The following is a 17019-nucleotide window of genomic DNA, read 5'->3' on the forward strand; positions in this document are numbered from 1 at the left end:
TTTCCATGTTTAGCCTTGCTTCTTACTCAACTGGATTCCTAACTCACAAACTTGGTTTTGAGACTAAGAAATAACTAGGAGGGCATTATGAAAATCAGGTTATTAATCAGTATTATGATTGTACTAAGTTTTGCTACTGCACACTCGAATTCGACATCAGCTCAAGCTCAAACCCCCATACATCTGAAGGTCAATGATCATTACGTTCTATATACTTACCCTGCATCACCTTTCTTGGATAAAAAGGACAGACTACTCATACCGCTGAAAGCGGCTGAGGATATACTGGGTGGTAAAGTAACTTACAATGCAGCGAGCAAAACCGCTTCTGTTGATCTTTTGGGCCGTAATGTAACGGCAACGATCGGATCACCCGAAATATCGGTTAACGGCGAGCCGGTCACAATGGATACAGTCCCCATCATGAAAAGTAATGCGATGTTTTTGCCGGTATCCATTTTGTTGAAAGATACAGATGCGAAGATGGAGTGGGATCCCAAGCGTGGCTTATTGAAACTAAGGCATGATAGCTTTACGGAAAGTCCAGTTCTTATGAAATTTAAGGGACAAGACTTGGCCCAAGTCATTGACGCGAATGCGTTTGATCTTACTTCCTTTGATTGGGATCGCAAGAAAGGCATATTGGATATTTATGCTATGTACGAGGGCGGCTTATCGCCTGCTTCCAAGCAAATCGACTTTAATCCTCTGATTGTTTATAGTAAAGGAACCTATAGTGTAAATCCTTATTCTAGACCCAGTATGTTTTACAAAGTGAAAATCACCACTCCTGGTAATTTGGTTTATACAAGAAATATAGATACGACCAATGCGGACAAAGATTATGTAAAATATATTACTTCCGTAGGAAGGTTGATTAAGTAGTGGAATGTATGTTGCTTGTACATCATAAAAAAGGCGACAAAGGCTTAAGGGCCTTTGTCGCCTTTTTTGAAGGATTAATCTTAGAAGGTAATGATTTGATTGCCGTTTCCTTTATTGCGTATATATCCCGTGACTTTGGATACAGACTCTTTGTCTTTAAGATAATCAACGACGCCGTCTGTCAGGGTGTTTCTTTGACTGTTTGACATTTTATTCCAATCATCCGAATTTACATAAGCTTCAACGATAGCTTCACTGCTGTCGCCTCTTACGGTGAAATCAAAGCCGACTCCGGCATAGGTGCCATATCTATCGGACAAACTACGTTGGATACTGCTTTTATCTAAAGAAGAAGCTACATCCCTCAAAGTAACATCGCCTCTGCTGTTGGTTGTAAAGGTCGCCATTTTATCCCTATTACTGGAGTTTTTAACCGTACCCTCAATATCGGCATCCTTATATTCTTTCAAAATATCTTCAACGATGTCCTCCAAGTAGCTTCTCTTTTTACTGTCGGATAGTTCAGTCCATCTGGATTTTGTCATTTCGATGGTCACCGTAATATCGCTTTTGTTACCATCTAACGTGATATCCGAGTTGGTGCTGTAGTCATCGCTGTGATCATCGTTCAGTTCCTTCTGGAGATCCTTCAAGGAGCTAGAACTGTTTTTGCTTGCGTCATCTTTTAACGTCTGATTGTCTTTTTGCAATTGAGCGATGGTAGCATCTTTCGTCGTGTTCGCTGCTTTTGCTGTGTTCAGTTCCTGGGTCAGCGTCGTAATCTGGTTGTTCAATGCTGTAACTGTAGATTGATCAATCGGAACGCCTTTGTCAGCAATGACTACGCGTTTGTTGGTACCGTCCCAATCTACTTTTTTATCCAAAGCTGTACCTGCCAGACGAAGCGGGAGATAAGTCACGCCATCCAGCATAAATGGTTCTGTTTTTGCATCATAAGGAACCTCAGTTCCGTTGTAGATGATTTTGATATTGTTATAAACTGCTTGGATCGGCTTAGTTACTTGCGCGGCATATGTGGATTGGCTGAAAAGAGCCCCCGATATGGCCAAGGCGGATACGGCAGTGATGATGATAGGCTTTTTCATAGATTTCAATGATTTCATTCGTTGGTCTACCCCTTTATTTAAGAATTATAGCCTAGTTCATAGACTAGAGTAACATTAATACCTACAAAATCCAACACGTTTGGAGGGATATTAGCAGATGTGCTTATATTGGTTAGACGCAACTGCAACAGTAAAAGTTGCCCTGTTTTCGTAAAAGTTTTTCGAAAAGCCGTTAAACAAAACAAGTCAAACAAAACAAGCCCGCTGCACAAGACAGCGAGGCTTGATGGGAAAATAGTACGTCAAGGCTCATATCCAAATATCGGAATTATTTGCCATCCTTCAGCTTGCCTGCCGTTTCCTGAAGATGGCCTTTGGCCTTATCCAGCTTACCTTCGGCTTGAAGGGATTTATTATCCGTGGCATTCCCGATTTGATCCTTGATTTCACCTTTGGCTTTGTTAACATTACCTTTGATTTTATCGCTGATTCCGTTATCCTTCATGTTATAGCCCTCCTTATGTGATCGAAATTTCCTTCAGCATGCTGTAGTTAGTCTTTACCCGAGCGAGGGTGATGCGAAACGGAAAGCTGTGCGACATACAAGGGTATAATGATGGATACAGGCCAAATCAGAACGTGAAATGAGGAGTGGGCGTATGCTTAAAATTTTGTTATTTATTTTCGTTATTCAAATTATTTACGTGTCTGCGTATACACTGCGTATGATTTTGACGCTGAAAGGACAGAAGTACGTTGCTGCGCTCATAAGTACTGTAGAAGTTACGATCTATGTGCTGGGCCTGAACATGGTACTTAAGTATTTGGATCAGGTGGCAAGTCTCGCGGTTTATGCTATCGGCTATGCGCTGGGTATTCTCATTGGAGCATGGATTGAGGAAAAAATAGCGCTCGGCTACGTAACCGTCAAGGTGATCAGCAATGAGGTCAACGGAGGTATCGCTAATGCGCTGCGTGACAAAGGGTACGGTGTTACAGCATGGCTGGGCAGTGGGCGGGATGGAGATCGGCTGGTGATGGAAATTTTGGCTAAGCGGAAAAATCAGAACAAGCTGTACCAATCCATTCTGGATATTGATCCCAAGGCCTTTGTTATTACAGTGGAGCCGAAGCAGTTTCATGGCGGTTTCTGGACCAAGGCGATCCGCAAGTAAACATTTTGGAAAAATACGCATATTTTTCAGAGGATGGAGCATATTAATACCCGCACAGGAGGGATTTAACAATATGCCAACAGGAACAGTGAAATGGTTCAATGCAGATAAAGGCTTCGGCTTTATCGAGACAGAGGGCCAGGATATTTTTGTCCACTACAGTGCTATCGACGGCGAAGGCTTCAAGACGCTGGACGAAGGCCAGCATGTGAAATTTAATGTGGTGGAAAGCCAGCGCGGGCCGCAGGCGGAGCATGTCACCAAGACCAGCTAAAACGGGTCAGGACGAGCTGATCAGAGGAGCCTCTTTGCCGCTTCGTTGGGCGGGGCTCCCTTCTAATGTAGGGGATTACCCCATAAAACCGAGGGGGGAATGTAGATGTACAGGCGCCAGGCTCCGGAGATTATCCCAGAGGAAGATACGGCGATTTGGTCGTGTACCAGCGAGGGTTGCAACGGCTGGATGCGGACGGATTTCACCTTTTTGAGCGAACCGGTTTGTCCGTTCTGCCAAGCCTCCATGGGACAGGAAACGCGGATGCTCCCGATTCTCAATCGAACGGGCAACTCTTTTGTGGCCCAACGCTCCTGAGTAAAGGCGAGTATGTTGACCACGTGTGTAGAAGATATGAACATCAAAAGCCGCTCCAGCGACATGCTGAGCGGCTTTTGGTTGTGAAGCTTTGAGAATGGGCCAATTGTCCAAAGCACACATCGATCACGGCCTCTCCATGCGCTGCACGGAATCACGATACACGATGTGACCTTGTACAAGGACCCGGCCAAAACGACTGCCGGGATGGCTTATTTTTTTCATCATGGATTCAATGGCAGTACGGGCCATCTGTTCAATGTCCACTCCGACGGTGGTCAACTGCGGAACAATAAGGGTGGCATATACATCGTTGTCGAAGCCAACAACAGAGCAATCTTCAGGCACGCGGTATCCCAGAGCAATGAGCTTTTGCACCAGGTTGTACGCGACCTGGTCACAGTTGCATACGAAGGCGGTTGGCAGTGGCTGAGGCAGCTCCATATCAACGTATACACCCTCGTCGTCCCGGTCGCTGAGTACCCACTCGTTACGCAGAGGCAGCCTGTGCTCCAGCAAGGATTTATAGTAGCCGAGGAAACGGTCCTGAATGCTACTGGTGGAGTAGAGATTACCCACATATGCAATGTCCCGGTGTCCCTGGGCGATCAAATAGTTGGTCAGCTCGTAGGCTCCGTAAAAATTATCGGTTACTACGGAGTCGATATCGGCATGCTCATCATAAAAATCAAGAAACATTTTGGGCAGGTCCATGGACTGCACTAGCTCAATATATGGCTTGCTCACTTGTCCCAGAAGAATGAAGCCATCCACCTTGCGATCGTAATAGATACGTGGCAGATTAAGCTGTTCTTCGTCCTCGCGATGGAGGATGTGAAGAATGCCGTAGTAGCCGTATTGCTCGAGTTCCCGCGAAATTTGCTGATAGATGTGCAGATAAAACGATTGGCCGGGGCCGGTAAAACGCTCGGGAATGACAACACCAATGTTATAGGTGAGGCCCTCCTTCATGGACTTGGCAGCGGTATTGAAACGGTAGCCCATTTCGCCCGCAAGCGTCTTGATGCGCTCCTTTAGCTCATCGCTAACTCCATCCTTGTCATTGAGCGCCTTCGACACGGTCACGCTGCTAACCCCCAGCTTTTCTGCAATGTCCCGCATCGTTACGTTGCTCTTCATTTCCTGTTCCGCCTTCCAATTTAAAAAAGATCAACATCAGCAGCGTAGCCGCCCTGTCGAGAAAAATCAGCAGCATAGCTGTCCTTTAAAGAAAAGAGTAGCAGCATAGCTGCCCAGAGAACAGCCATTAGCCTGCGGATAACAGTTGTTCTCTGGATAGTATACATGGTTCCGCATGCAGGATAAAGCTTGCGACTTAATGAGGGCGTGCTTGCAACAGCGCCTCATTGCGCTGAATCAGCTCACGGCGGATAGCGGCGCTACCGAGTGAACGCAGTGGGTCAGGCGGTGTGTTGAACGTGTAGTCCTCCAAGCGGGCGACGGTCGTTGTTGCCACGTGGATACGGGTATCACTGGAGGCGTAGTAAATAAAGACTTTATTTTGCTCGTTAACCACTGCTCCATTGCAAAAAATAACGTTCGAGACATCCCCGACACGCTCTTCATCATAGGGGGCTATAAAGTGCCCGCCGGGCTTGGCGATGACGCACGAAGGGTCCTCCAGGCTGGTGGCAAAGGTGTACAGCACATATCGCAAACCAGCGGCGGTATTGCGTACGCCATGAGCGATATGAATCCAGCCGCGGCTGGTCTTGATCGGAGCGGGCCCTTGCCCGTTCTTGGCTTCGTACACCGTATGATAGCAGCGCTCGTCAATCACTGTTTCGCTCTCAATCACAGGCTGTGTAATATCCTTGCACAGACCGAAGGCAATGCCGCCGCCCGAGCCGGTGGAAATAAATCCGTCCTGCGGACGAGTGTAAAAGGCGTATTGGCCGTTCACGAATTCGGGGTGCAGGACAACGTTACGCTGTTGCGGTGATCGGCTGGAGATATTCGGTAGACGGGTCCATGTGCGAAGATCGCGGGTGCGGACCAGTCCGGCCTGAGCGACAGCGCTGGAGGTGTCGTGTGCTGGTGCGTCAGGGTCCTTTTTCTCCGAACAATAAATGCCGTAGATCCAGCCGTCCTCATGCTTCACCAACCGCATATCGTACATGTTCGTTTCGTCCGGGTCGATATCGTCCCATATCAATGGGGCATCGATGAACCGGAACTGGTCAATACCGTTATCACTCTCGGCCAGAGCAAAAAACGATTTCCGATCCAGCCCTTCGGTGCGGGAAACCAGTATATATTTGCCCTCATGATAGATCGCGCCCGGGTTTAACGCTGCATTCACGCCCAGACGCTCCATGAAAAACGGGTTCGTCTGCTCGTTCAAATCAAACCGCCAGTGCAGCGGGACGTGATGACGTGTGAGTACAGGGTAACGGTAGCGTTCGTAGATGCCATTGTAAAAGGTGGTGTTGACCTCATTCGGGCGTGTAATCAGTTCCTCTTGCTGCGCAAGCAGTTTATTGTATTGAGTATGAATCATTTCGTTCCCATCCTTTCCAGCATTTCAATGCAAAATCGACTATTGTGATAAGGGCATTTCCAAGGTCCTGCAACTTCTTTTGGATCAGGTTTGCCATCCGCTTGAACGGACCAGAACCATTCACCTCCAGGTCGTGGATCTACGATATACCGCCGAGTGTAGGCCCACAAATCCCGTACAATCTGTAAGAAACGTTCGTCCTGTGTTCGTTGATACGCATTGTAAAAGCCGACGACTCCTTCTGCCTGTACCCACCAAATGCGCGAGGTGTCTACCCGATCGCCTTCCCGTTCGTTGATCAGTGAACCATCTGGCTGAACAGCACGTTCGGCTACCGCATGGGCGATATCCACCACCATGTCTACATATTCCGGGGGATGGTGGTCCAGTACGTTCATAGCTTCCTCAATCAGCCAGCTAGCCTCGATATCGTGACCGTACGAGGTCAGGTCGAGCAGAGAGCGCCAGTCACTGTCGAAAAATACCCCCAATCGCTGGGCGGAAGCATCGTAAACACGACTGTATAAAATGTCCAGTACATTCACCAGTGCATCTCGCACGCTTTCATCCGGCCACACGCGCAGTAATTGGGTATACGCTTCCAGAACATGAATATGTGTATTCATGGTGATATGCGCAGTAACCCCGTTTTCGCTGAGTAGCTCATTGGGCTGTGTGTTCCACATACGGTCAAATTGTTCACCGTATGCCTGACGGGTGCGATCATATCCTTTTTGCTCCAGCAGGTGAAACAGCTCCTTAGCTAGTGGCAGTGCATCGGGGTCGCCCGTTGCCCGCGCATATTCGGACAAGGCATAAATGGCGAATGCCTGTGCATAGACGTGCTTGCATGTGTCGGCAGGACGGCCCATATGATCTGCCATCCAGTACATTCCTCCATATACCGGGTCTATCAGGTGCTCTTGCAGGAACAGGAAAGCGTGTCGTGCAGCATCCTTATAGATGCGTTCCCCGGTCACACGGGCTGCCGCCGAGAATGACCAGAGTAATCGTGCAGTAGCAATCCCACCCTTGTTCGCCTTTGTATGGATGTGCAGATCGACATCCACCTCACCATAAAATCCACCGTGCGCTTCATCCTTCAACCTTAGCCAGAACGGGAGTATATGATCCTTCCATTCCTGTCTGATCTCATGTAGCAACGTGTCCAAGAGGCAAAATCCTCCTTTGTAAATTCTATTAGGTTATCGTTAACTTTATTTAAAATCATAATCACGTATTTCAAACCTGTCAACTCTCCTGATTCATAACCGTTACCCCAAGGCTAATGGTTATGTTTCAGATCAGCTATGCTGCTATCGTTATTACTCTGGGTGGGAAGCACTGTCCAAATTATATTGCATTATGAAGCTTTTATAGCTCTGCTTATATATTCACAAAATAATAAAATTGACATAGTAAGCGTTATCATAATAAAATGATTTTGTTAGTTTAACGATAACCTTATTTAAAAAGTCGGGAGGGGTCGTTTTATGAAGTTGTCCAAGGTTTTGGTGCCGTTACTATCGGTGCTATTGTTAGCGGGGTTGTTTGCAGGGTGTGCCCCAAAAGGATCAGATACGCCAGCAGCCAGCTCTGATCCGAAGGATGTGGAGGGTGAAATCACGGTCATTACACAACGGACGGACATTGTGGATACGGTGTTTCAGGATTACGCCAAGGAATTTAACAAGCTTTATCCGAAGGTGAAGGTCAATTTCCAGGCATTAGCCGATTATGAGAGCCAGATTAAAATTCGGATGGGCACCAGGGATTACGGAGATGTTTTGCTTATTCCTACCAGCATTCCCATTGCAGAACTACCCGAATTTTTCGAACCGCTAGGCACTTATGAGGAGATGAAGAGCAAGTATACCGGCATTGAAGAGCGTATGGTGGACAATAATGTCTACGGTATTCCGGTAGCAATGACGTATTCCGGTGTGATTTATAACAAAAATGTGTTCAAGGATGCGGGGATCACGCAACTTCCTAAAACCCCGGATCAATTTTTGAAAGCGCTACAGCAGATTAAGGACAAAACCAAGGCAGTGCCGCTGTTTACGAACTATGCCTCCGGGTGGGCACTGACCCAGTGGGAAGCTGATTTGGCTACAGTGGCGGGTACGAAGGAATATGTGAACGTCACACAGCCGAATACAGACGACAATTTCACGAAGGGTCAGCCTCACTATGAGCTGTATAAGATCATGTACGATGCGGCTAAAAATGGTCTGATCGAAAAAGACCCAACCACCACGGATTGGGAAACCTCCAAGGCGGATTTGGCTCAAGGGAAAATCGGTACGATGGTACTTGGCTCCTGGGCCATTGATCAGATCAAAAGCACAGCCACCAACAAGGATGATATCGGCTTTATGCCGTTTCCGACGAATGCCTCCAAGGTGCTTGTTCCGCTGGCAGGCGATTACAACCTCGGTATTAACGTAAACAGTGAAAATAAAGCGGCAGCTCGTGCCTGGGTGGACTGGTTTACTGACAAGTCCAATTATGCCGTAGAGCAGGCGGGTAGCATCAGTCCGCTACAGGGTGCAAAATTACCTGAAATTTTGAAGCAATACGGAGATCAGGGAGTTGTCTTTGAAACGCTCACTCCTTCGCCAAAAGGGCAGGAAGGGATTGTCAATAAAATCGACACAAAGGGAGAAATCGGTTTGTGGCAGCCGGACTTCAAGAAACGCATTATTGAGGCAGCGCTTGGTAACCGCCCGGAATCATATGACACCATTATGAAGGATCTGAACGACGCATGGGTGAAGGCGCGTGCCGAAGTGGCTGCGAAGGAAGCCAAATAGTCATCTGAACTGACGATTAGAAAGGATCGAAGTAGCAGTCGATGGACGGATAGCCAGGAGGTGCAGCATGTTTAAATTTTCGAATCTCAGCTACTCCAAACAAAGATTGGCGATTATTGCAGCCTTTTCATTTATTCCGCTGGCGCTGCTGGTCACTTTTGCTTACTTACCGGTGATCAACATGTTCAAATACAGCTTTTCGGACTGGAACGGCTATAGTAAGCGTCTGGAATATGTGGGCTTTGAAAACTATATCAAAATCTTTACCGACCCTGAGTACTTCTCGGTGTTTAAGGTCAGTTTGTATTACTTTGTCGCCACGTTTGTACAGATGGGCCTGGCCCTTTATTTTGCAACCATTCTCAGCTTTCAAACCTGGTTTAAAAATGTGTTTAAGGGCATTTTATTTTTCCCTTCCCTGATGAACGGGGTGGCCATTGGTTTTATTTTTCTATTCTTCTTCAAGCCGGACGGCACGCTGGATACACTACTTCAGGCACTGGGGCTGGGCTCGTATATCAAGCTGTGGCTGGGCAACCCGGAGATTATTAATATTTCACTGGCTGGCACGTCGATCTGGAGATACATGGGCTTTAACTTTATTGTGTTTCTCGGTGCGATTTCCTCCATATCAAGTGATCTGTATGAAGCGTCTGATATGGACGGGGCCAACCGCTGGCATCAGTTTCGGTACATTATTTTGCCGAGTATCAAGCGGATTTTGCAGCTGAATCTCATCTTGGCGATTAGCGGTGCGATCAGTGCATTCGATATTCCGTATATTATGACTGGCGGCTCTAATGGTAGTAAAACGTTCGTCATTCAGACGATTGACGTGGCGTTCAAGTACAGCAAGGTCGGTCTGGCCTCGGCGATGGCGGTTATTTTGCTGCTGATTGTGATCGTGGTTACGCTGCTGCAACGTTTGCTGATTCGGGGAGAGGAGGATTAACCGTGTATATGTTAAAAAGAATGCTGGCGAACAGCATCAAGTATGCCGCGCTTTTGCTGGGTGCGTTCGTCGCACTGCTTCCGATTGTCGTGATTTTCTTTGCTTCCTTGAAAACAAAGGCTGAATATGCGGCTACCAGTCCTCTGACTCCTCCGGACAATTGGTTCAATTGGGCCAACTATGCCAAAGCCTTTGTGAACGGCAACATGCTGACCGGATTTGTGAACACGGGCTTTATTCTGATCATTTCGATCATCGGCGCGACGTTGACCGGCTCTATGATCGCGTATATTTTGAATCGTTTTAAATTTAAAGGCAAAAGTCTCATGCTGGGTGCGTTTTTGCTCGCAACCCTCATTCCGGGGGTAACGACACAGGTATCGACATTCCAGATTATCAACAAGCTGGAACTGTTTAACACGCCTTGGGCAGCTATTTTGCTGTATTTGGGAACCGATATTATTGCGGTGTATATTTTTCTGCAATTTCTGGATTCCATTGCGGTGGCACTGGACGAATCGGCCATGTTGGATGGTGCCTCCTATCTGACCATCTACTGGCGCATTATTTTGCCCCTGCTCAAGCCCGCCATTGTGACGGTCATTATTATCAAAGGGGTTAATATTTACAACGATTTTTACACCCCGTTTCTGTATATGCCGAAAACAAGCCTTCAGGTCATTTCGACGGCGTTGTTCAAGTTTAAAGGGCCGTATGGCTCGCAATGGGAAGTGATCAGCGCGGGTATAATCATTGCTATTATTCCGACGTTAATTGCATTTTTGGCATTACAAAAATATATCTATAACGGATTTGCACAGGGTTCAGTGAAATAGAAAAATTGATAAAATCAAGTGTCTCGGTGAGAGGAGAGCATATGTATGAGTAAATTGAATGTGGATTTGGATGTAGGTAACGTACGAATTGTGGGAGACAGTCTGCCGGAAATGCCGTGGCAAGATAAGCCTGAAGGCAGTGAGGCTCCGGTATGGAGACATACTGAGAATCCGGTCATTGGACGGAATCCGGTGCCGGGCATTGCCCGTATTTTCAACAGTGCAGTAGCTCCGTATGAGGGACGGTTTGTGGGGGTGTTTCGGGCGGAAACGATTAATGGACGCCCGCATTTGCATCTGGGCTGGAGTGACGACGGGTTGGCTTGGGACATTGAAACGGAACGTTTGCATTTGGTCGATGAGGAAGGGAACGATTACCAGCCCAATTATGCTTACGATCCGCGTCTGGTCCGAGTGGAGGACACGTATTATATCATCTGGTGTACAGATTTTTACGGTGCTGCGTTAGGGATAGCGCAAACGAAGGATTTTAAAAGCTTTGTACGATTGGAAAATCCGTTCCTGCCGTTTAATCGAAACGGTGTGCTATTCCCCCGCAAACTAAACGGAAACTACGTGTTGCTATCCCGTCCGAGCGATAGCGGTCATACGCCGTTTGGTGATATTTTTCTCAGTGAAAGTCCGGATCTGGTGTACTGGGGCAAGCACCGTCATGTGATGAGCAAGGGCGGACAGGGCTGGTGGCAATCGGTGAAGATTGGCGGCGGGCCGGCTCCGATTGAGACGACCGATGGTTGGCTGATGTTCTACCACGGGGTGACGGGCACGTGTAATGGGCTGGTATACAGCATGGGAGTAGTCGTTCTTGACCGGGATGAGCCGTCTAAAGTTAAATATCGTTCCTCCAATTTCGTGCTGACCCCGGAAGAGTGGTATGAGGAGCGGGGCTTTGTGCCGAATGTGGTATTCCCGTGTGCTACGCTGCATGATGCGGACACCGGACGGATTGCAATTTATTATGGAGCCGCCGACACGTATGTAGGTGTCGCATACACGACAGTATCCGACATGATGAAGTATGTCATCGCAACGGATGAAGTGGTCGCAGACGACCATGAGTCGGGCCGGATGTAGGAGGGGACTTGAATGCCGGAGGATATGTCTTTACAGCAATTGCAGTCGTATACGGGCAGTAGTCCGAAGCCGCCGGATTTTGATGCGTACTGGGAACGGGCGCTACAGGAGCTGGAGCGGCAGCCGCTGGATTATACGCTGGAGCCAGCCGATTTTGTCTCTCCGCTGGTGGAGTGCTTTCATCTGTATTTTACAGGAGTAGGCGGAGCGAAGGTTCATGGAAAGCTCGTCCGACCCAAGCATTTTACAGAAAAAGGTCCGGCTTTGGCGATGTTTCACGGATATTCCTGTGACAGTGGCGACTGGTTCGATAAAGTGAGCTATGCAGCACATGGATTTACCGTGCTGGCTCTGGACTGTCGGGGGCAAGGCGGTTTGTCTGAGGACAACTTGCAGGTTCAGGGAACGACGATTCGCGGGCATATCATCCGGGGAATCGACGACCCGGACCCGGATCGGCTCTATTACCGCAATGTATTTCTGGATACGGTACAGACGGTGCGTATTCTGATGTCAATGGAGCAGGTAGACCCTGATCGAATCGGCGCGTTCGGATGCTCCCAAGGGGGAGCATTGACAGTTGCCTGTGCTGCATTGGAGCCACGTGTGCGTGTAGCGGTTCCGGTATATCCGTTCCTGTCGGACTATAAAAGAGCTTGGGCGCTGGATGCCACCACATCCGCATATGAGGAGCTGGTGTATTATTTTCGCTGGTTCGATCCGAATCATGTGCGCGAGGAAGAGTTATTTCACCGATTAGGCTACATCGATATTCAACATTTGGCAGACCGTATTCGCGGTCGGGTGCTATTTGTGACGGGGTTGTCGGATACGGTTTGCCCACCCTCCACGCAGTATGCGGTGCACAATAAAATCGTATCGGACAAGGAAATGCTCCTGTATCACGAATACGGCCATGAATACTTACCGTATCTATCGGATCGTGCCATGAGTGAATTTTTACAGCTTTAGGGGGTTGAACTTCGAGTTAGGCTCCTTTATAGTAATGTCTATAACCTTCGTGATGCGTGATCAATGAATGTCCCATTTGTATAACCTCAATAATATGGTTTGAGGGTCTCTACCAGGAACCGATAAATCCTGATTACAAAAAATGTGCGTCTTGTACATTTCTTGTGGTCAGGATTTTTTACGTATATCGAGGGATTTACATGATAGCAAAGGAGCTTATGTAATGAACTTTAAAGTAGTTATCTTAACGATTGCGACCTTTACGGTGGGACTGGTGGAGTTAATTATTGGTGGCGTTCTGCCCCAGATTGCGCAGGATTTGAATGTCTCCGTAAGCACGGCGGGACAGCTTATTATGATCTACGCGCTTGTCTATGCTATCGCCGGGCCGACTTTATTGGCGCTGACCGCCAGAATTGAACGAAAACGGCTGTATTTGTGGTCGATGTTTATTTTTATTCTGGGAAGCCTGTTGGCCTTCTGGAGCCCGAATTATGCGGTCTTGTTTATATCCCGTATCGTTACCGCCGCAAGTGGATCGTTGATCGTGACATTGTCACTGACCATTGCGGTCAAAGTGGTGTCCAAGGCTTATCAGGCCCGCGTCCTCGGAGTCATCTCTATGGGGGTTAGCTCCTCTATCGTGCTTGGCATTCCAGCCGGGGTGCTGATTGGAAATGCGTTTGGTTGGCGGGTGCTGTTCCTGATTATCGCCGTGTTGACGGTAGTTGCTATGATCGTCATGAATCTGTTTATGGAGCGGATTCCGACGGAACATGTCGTGCCGATGCGCGAGCAACTGAAATCCTTGAAAAATGTGAAGGTGATTAGTGCACATCTGGTGACTACGCTAACGTTGGCGGGTCATTACACACTGTATGCGTATTTCACTCCATTTATGGAGAATATGATGGGCTTGAACGCATCGTGGATTAGTGTAGCCTATTTTGTATTTGGACTTTCGGCCGTTGGGGGCGGTTTTATTGGCGGCTCTTTGGCGGATCGTTTTGGCACAGCGAAAAGTATTTTGATCATTGTGGGCGTATTTATCGCCGTGATGTTCTTGCTGCCATTCTCGGTTCACTCGATGTATGTATTTGCGCCGTTGCTGATCATCTGGGGTATATTAAGTTGGGCCTTGTCTCCGCCGATGCAGAGCTATCTCATCGAAAATGCCCCCGAATCAGGAAGTATTCAGCAAAGCTTCAATTTCTCTGCTCTCCAGATCGGGATTGCTCTCGGTTCGGCTTTGGGCGGTGCGGTAATTGAGAATAGTGAATCAGTTGCCACGAACGCCTGGGTAGGCGGTGCCTTTGTGATTGTCGCTTTTGTATGCGGCATATTTTCGATTACGAGAAGCGGAGCATCGCAAACAGTTAGTGGGCATCGCCCTCTTTTATAAGGCGAGAAGATATGCTATACTACACCCAATTATGAAGAAGGAGGTGAGGTAGGTGAATCACGAGATGCTGAACAACCGTATTAGCCAGCTGCCGATTGCTATGGCTGGCATTATGCATGCTTTTCCATTCAACGGGAGAAGTCTGTCCAATTTTAATCATACGGTTGTAAACATCGCGAGAAGACGCCTACCTTAACTCGAACGGATTGCTGTATCATCCAAAGAGTCGCGGGCTACTAGCTCCTGCGGCTCTTTTTGTGTTGCGCGGGTAAGGGTCTTCCTAAATAAAGGAGAGCCTAGACATGTATATTGTGAACGGTCAACAATTGAAAAAATACCACGGTGCCAATCTGATTCTGGACGGTGCATCGTTTGATATTCATACGGGGGAAAAGGTGGGGCTCATCGGCCGCAACGGAAGCGGCAAAACCACCCTGCTACGCCTTATTGCGCGTTTATCCCGACCGGATGAAGGGCAGCTCGTCATCGCCAAGGATACGAAAATCGGCTATTTGCCGCAAATCCCGGCGGAGTTTGAGCACTTGAGCGTGTACGAAACGCTGGCTTACGCCTACCGAGAGCTGAAGGATTGCCGCAATCAGATGAGCGAGCTGGAGCGTGAAATGTCCGATCCGGTAGTAGCTTCGGATGCAAATCGTTTGGAAAAGCTGCTGCAATTGTATGCCGCCTTGCAGGAACGGTTTGAGCGAAGCGGCGGCTATGAAATGGATGCGAATATCGATCAGGTAGCCGACGGGCTGCGTATCCCCAAAGCCATGTATACGCGCAGCTTTGGTTCGTTGTCCGGCGGGGAGAAAACGAAAATTGCACTCGCGTCCCAGTTGATTGGACGACCGGATCTGTTGCTGCTGGATGAGCCGACCAACCATCTGGATTTAAAAGGTTTGGAATGGCTGGAGCAATTTTTGCAAGGCTATACGGGCGCGTGTGTGGTTGTATCCCATGATCGATATTTTCTGGATCGCGTTGCCGTCAAGATGATTGAGCTGGAGGATGGCGAGGCGTTTACGTATTATGCAAACTACAGTGGCTACGTCAAGGAGAAGGAAGAACGGCTGCTGCTGCAATTCGAGGACTACAAGGAACAGCAAAAGCGGATCAAGAAGATGAAAGAGGCCATTCGGCGTTTTGAAGAGTGGGGACGCAATGGGGATAACGAAAAGTTTTTTAAAAAAGCGAACTCGATCCGTAAAGCATTAGAGCGCATGGAGCTGGTGAAGCGGCCTGTACTGGACCCGCAAGGGGCTGAGTTTAATTTGAGGCTGGAGGACCGTTCGGGCCGGCGGGTGCTGCATTTCGAAGAAATGGCCAAAGCCTACGGGGAGCGCCAGATATTAAACGGTGCTACAGGAAGTCTGGAATTCGGGGAAAAGGTGGCTCTGTTAGGAGATAACGGTTCGGGAAAAACGACACTGCTCAAGCTGCTGCTCGGTCAGGAGAGTGCGGATGCAGGCATGGTGCAATGGGGCGCACGCGTGGAGTATGGATATTTGGCGCAGCAGGAAAGAGAGCGGGACAGTCGTGCGACCGTACTTGTGTACTTCAAGGAAGAAGCGGGTGTCGAGGAAGGCGAGGCACGCGGGCTGCTGGCGAAGTATTTGTTCTACGGAGCAGATGTGTTTAAGCCTGTTAGCATGCTGTCCGGTGGTGAGTGGTCCCGCTTGCGGCTGGCGTTGTTGGTCATGAAAAAGCCGAACTTGCTGGTGCTGGATGAGCCGACCAACCATTTGGACATCGACTCACGTGAGGCGCTGGAGGAAGCGCTGGATAGTTACACAGGAACCGTGCTGGCGATTTCGCACGACCGTTATTTTGTGAATAAGCTGGCCAGGCGTGTCTGGGAGCTGGAGGACGGAAAGCTGGCCTCTTATCTGGGCGGCTTCGATGATTACCGGGCGAAGAAGCGGGAGCTGGAACACGCCCGCTTCCTGAGCACAGGAGATGCCGGGGGGCTCACGGCATCCGGAAGCAGAGCCGCATCAGGTGGCGGCTCAGGCTTGGGCGGGGCAGCATCTGCCAGTGCAGCCAGCAACGGAACGGCTTCGGCTGCGCGGACAGGAGCGCCTGCCGAGGCCGATGCGAGCCGTACGCGTCCGGGTGCGGCAGGCCGTTTGGACTCGTCCGCCGCAGGTGGCGGGTCGTCCGCTGGCACGGGGGCACGCGGAGCGAAGGCCGCGAAGCCGTCCCGCACGCCCGCCGTATCCAGCGAGCGGCTGGAGCGGGCGATTGCCGCCAAGGAAGCGGAATTGGCGGCGGCGGATGCCGAGCTGGAGCAGCTCGGCGCGAGCGACGACACGTCGCATATGGCGGAGCTGTGGGATGCGCGTGAGCGGCTGCAAGCGGAGCTGGACACGCTGCTCGGCGAGTGGATTGAACTGGAGTAGGTGGCGGGATGGTCACTGGATGAGCATTGCTAGAGCAACAAAGGTATAATTTTATACAAAGCATAGCCCTGAGGTAGAACGTTCGCCGCAGGGCTATTTGGGTACGGTTTATAGAAACACCGAATGATAATTAATAACCACATATTAATATAAATGAATATTTATAAATTATATTCATGCATTTGGTATATACCTTTTTCATTTTGCAACATGTGATATTCTTGTGTCTATAGAGATATTATACAACCTTGTTAAAAGAAGTTTTGGTTGCCAACAAAGAACATACATATAAATTGTCCAC

Annotated in this window: 17 protein-coding genes and 1 riboswitch; of the genes, 12 read left to right on the top strand and 5 right to left on the bottom strand. The window is 48.8% G+C overall.

The features are described from left to right. Nucleotides 1–87: 87 nt before the first annotated feature. The gene (locus ASL14_RS13805) at nt 88–885 is read left to right on the top strand and encodes a copper amine oxidase N-terminal domain-containing protein (RefSeq protein WP_134912003.1); all 798 of its coding nucleotides are present in this window, start codon (nt 88–90) and stop codon (nt 883–885) included. Between the two features lie 80 nt (nt 886–965). Here ASL14_RS13805 and ASL14_RS13810 read toward each other — a convergent pair whose 3' ends face one another. Together ASL14_RS13810 and ASL14_RS13815 are read right to left on the bottom strand one after the other, a co-directional pair. Then, the gene (locus ASL14_RS13810; RefSeq protein WP_134912004.1) at nt 966–2009 is read right to left on the bottom strand and encodes a stalk domain-containing protein; all 1044 of its coding nucleotides are present in this window, start codon (nt 2007–2009) and stop codon (nt 966–968) included. A 271-nt stretch (nt 2010–2280) separates the two neighbouring features. Next, a complete protein-coding gene (locus ASL14_RS13815) occupies nt 2281–2457 on the bottom strand; it encodes a CsbD family protein (protein WP_068939077.1) in 177 nt (58 codons plus the stop codon). A gap of 154 nt (nt 2458–2611) precedes the next feature. On the opposite strand from ASL14_RS13815, the gene ASL14_RS13820 reads away from it, so the two are divergent. The 3 genes from ASL14_RS13820 (at nt 2612) to ASL14_RS13830 (ending at nt 3719) form a co-directional block, all read left to right on the top strand. Beyond that, nucleotides 2612–3127 (top strand): DUF2179 domain-containing protein, encoded by a 516-nt coding sequence (locus ASL14_RS13820; protein ID WP_025683910.1) that lies wholly within the window; start codon nt 2612–2614, stop codon nt 3125–3127. 73 nt (nt 3128–3200) lie between these two features. Beyond that, nucleotides 3201–3401, top strand: coding sequence for a cold-shock protein (locus tag ASL14_RS13825; protein WP_134912005.1), 201 nt, complete (start codon nt 3201–3203; stop codon nt 3399–3401). Nucleotides 3402–3506: 105 nt separating this feature from the next. Then, nucleotides 3507–3719 carry a cold-shock protein gene (locus ASL14_RS13830; RefSeq protein WP_044644293.1) on the top strand — a complete coding sequence of 71 codons (213 nt, stop codon included), beginning with the start codon at nt 3507–3509 and terminating at the stop codon, nt 3717–3719. Between the two features lie 126 nt (nt 3720–3845). Here the strand turns inward: ASL14_RS13830 and ASL14_RS13835 are convergent, their stop codons facing one another. From ASL14_RS13835 to ASL14_RS13845, 3 genes are all read right to left on the bottom strand, one after another. After that, nucleotides 3846–4859, bottom strand: a complete 1014-nt coding sequence (locus ASL14_RS13835) for a substrate-binding domain-containing protein (RefSeq protein WP_134912006.1) — start codon at nt 4857–4859, stop codon at nt 3846–3848. Between the two features lie 196 nt (nt 4860–5055). After that, nucleotides 5056–6240, bottom strand: a complete 1185-nt coding sequence (locus tag ASL14_RS13840; protein ID WP_134912007.1) for a glycoside hydrolase family 130 protein — start codon at nt 6238–6240, stop codon at nt 5056–5058. Continuing rightward, nucleotides 6237–7412, bottom strand: coding sequence for an AGE family epimerase/isomerase (locus ASL14_RS13845; protein WP_134912008.1), 1176 nt, complete (start codon nt 7410–7412; stop codon nt 6237–6239). Before ASL14_RS13845 ends, ASL14_RS13840 begins: the two co-directional genes overlap by 4 nt. 321 nt (nt 7413–7733) lie before the next feature. On the opposite strand from ASL14_RS13845, the gene ASL14_RS13850 reads away from it, so the two are divergent. The 8 genes from ASL14_RS13850 to abc-f all read left to right on the top strand — a co-directional run bounded on the left by ASL14_RS13850 (nt 7734) and on the right by abc-f (nt 16718). Next, nucleotides 7734–9056, top strand: a complete 1323-nt coding sequence (locus ASL14_RS13850; protein WP_134912009.1) for an ABC transporter substrate-binding protein — start codon at nt 7734–7736, stop codon at nt 9054–9056. Between the two features lie 67 nt (nt 9057–9123). After that, on the top strand, nt 9124–10008 hold the full coding sequence (locus ASL14_RS13855; RefSeq protein WP_134912010.1) for a carbohydrate ABC transporter permease: 885 nt from the start codon (nt 9124–9126) through the stop codon (nt 10006–10008). A gap of 2 nt (nt 10009–10010) precedes the next feature. Further along, complete coding sequence (locus ASL14_RS13860; protein WP_044644298.1) at nt 10011–10844, top strand: carbohydrate ABC transporter permease; 834 nt, start codon at nt 10011–10013, stop codon at nt 10842–10844. Between the two features lie 45 nt (nt 10845–10889). Beyond that, nucleotides 10890–11939 (top strand): glycoside hydrolase family 130 protein, encoded by a 1050-nt coding sequence (locus tag ASL14_RS13865; protein WP_134912011.1) that lies wholly within the window; start codon nt 10890–10892, stop codon nt 11937–11939. Nucleotides 11940–11951: 12 nt separating this feature from the next. After that, nucleotides 11952–12911 (top strand): acetylxylan esterase, encoded by a 960-nt coding sequence (locus ASL14_RS13870; protein WP_134912012.1) that lies wholly within the window; start codon nt 11952–11954, stop codon nt 12909–12911. A 56-nt stretch (nt 12912–12967) separates the two neighbouring features. Next, nucleotides 12968–13067: riboswitch (purine riboswitch) on the top strand. Between the two features lie 67 nt (nt 13068–13134). After that, the gene (locus tag ASL14_RS13875) at nt 13135–14313 is read left to right on the top strand and encodes an MFS transporter (protein WP_134912013.1); all 1179 of its coding nucleotides are present in this window, start codon (nt 13135–13137) and stop codon (nt 14311–14313) included. A 52-nt stretch (nt 14314–14365) separates the two neighbouring features. Further along, nucleotides 14366–14509: an RAxF-45 family protein gene (locus ASL14_RS27390; protein ID WP_187644841.1), complete on the top strand. Its 144-nt coding sequence runs from the start codon at nt 14366–14368 to the stop codon at nt 14507–14509. Between the two features lie 106 nt (nt 14510–14615). Then, nucleotides 14616–16718, top strand: a complete 2103-nt coding sequence (gene abc-f, locus ASL14_RS13880) for a ribosomal protection-like ABC-F family protein (RefSeq protein WP_134912014.1) — start codon at nt 14616–14618, stop codon at nt 16716–16718. Nucleotides 16719–17019: the final 301 nt, after the last annotated feature.

It is taken from the genome of Paenibacillus sp. IHB B 3084 (assembly GCF_001447315.1).
GTDB lineage: Bacteria > Bacillota > Bacilli > Paenibacillales > Paenibacillaceae > Paenibacillus.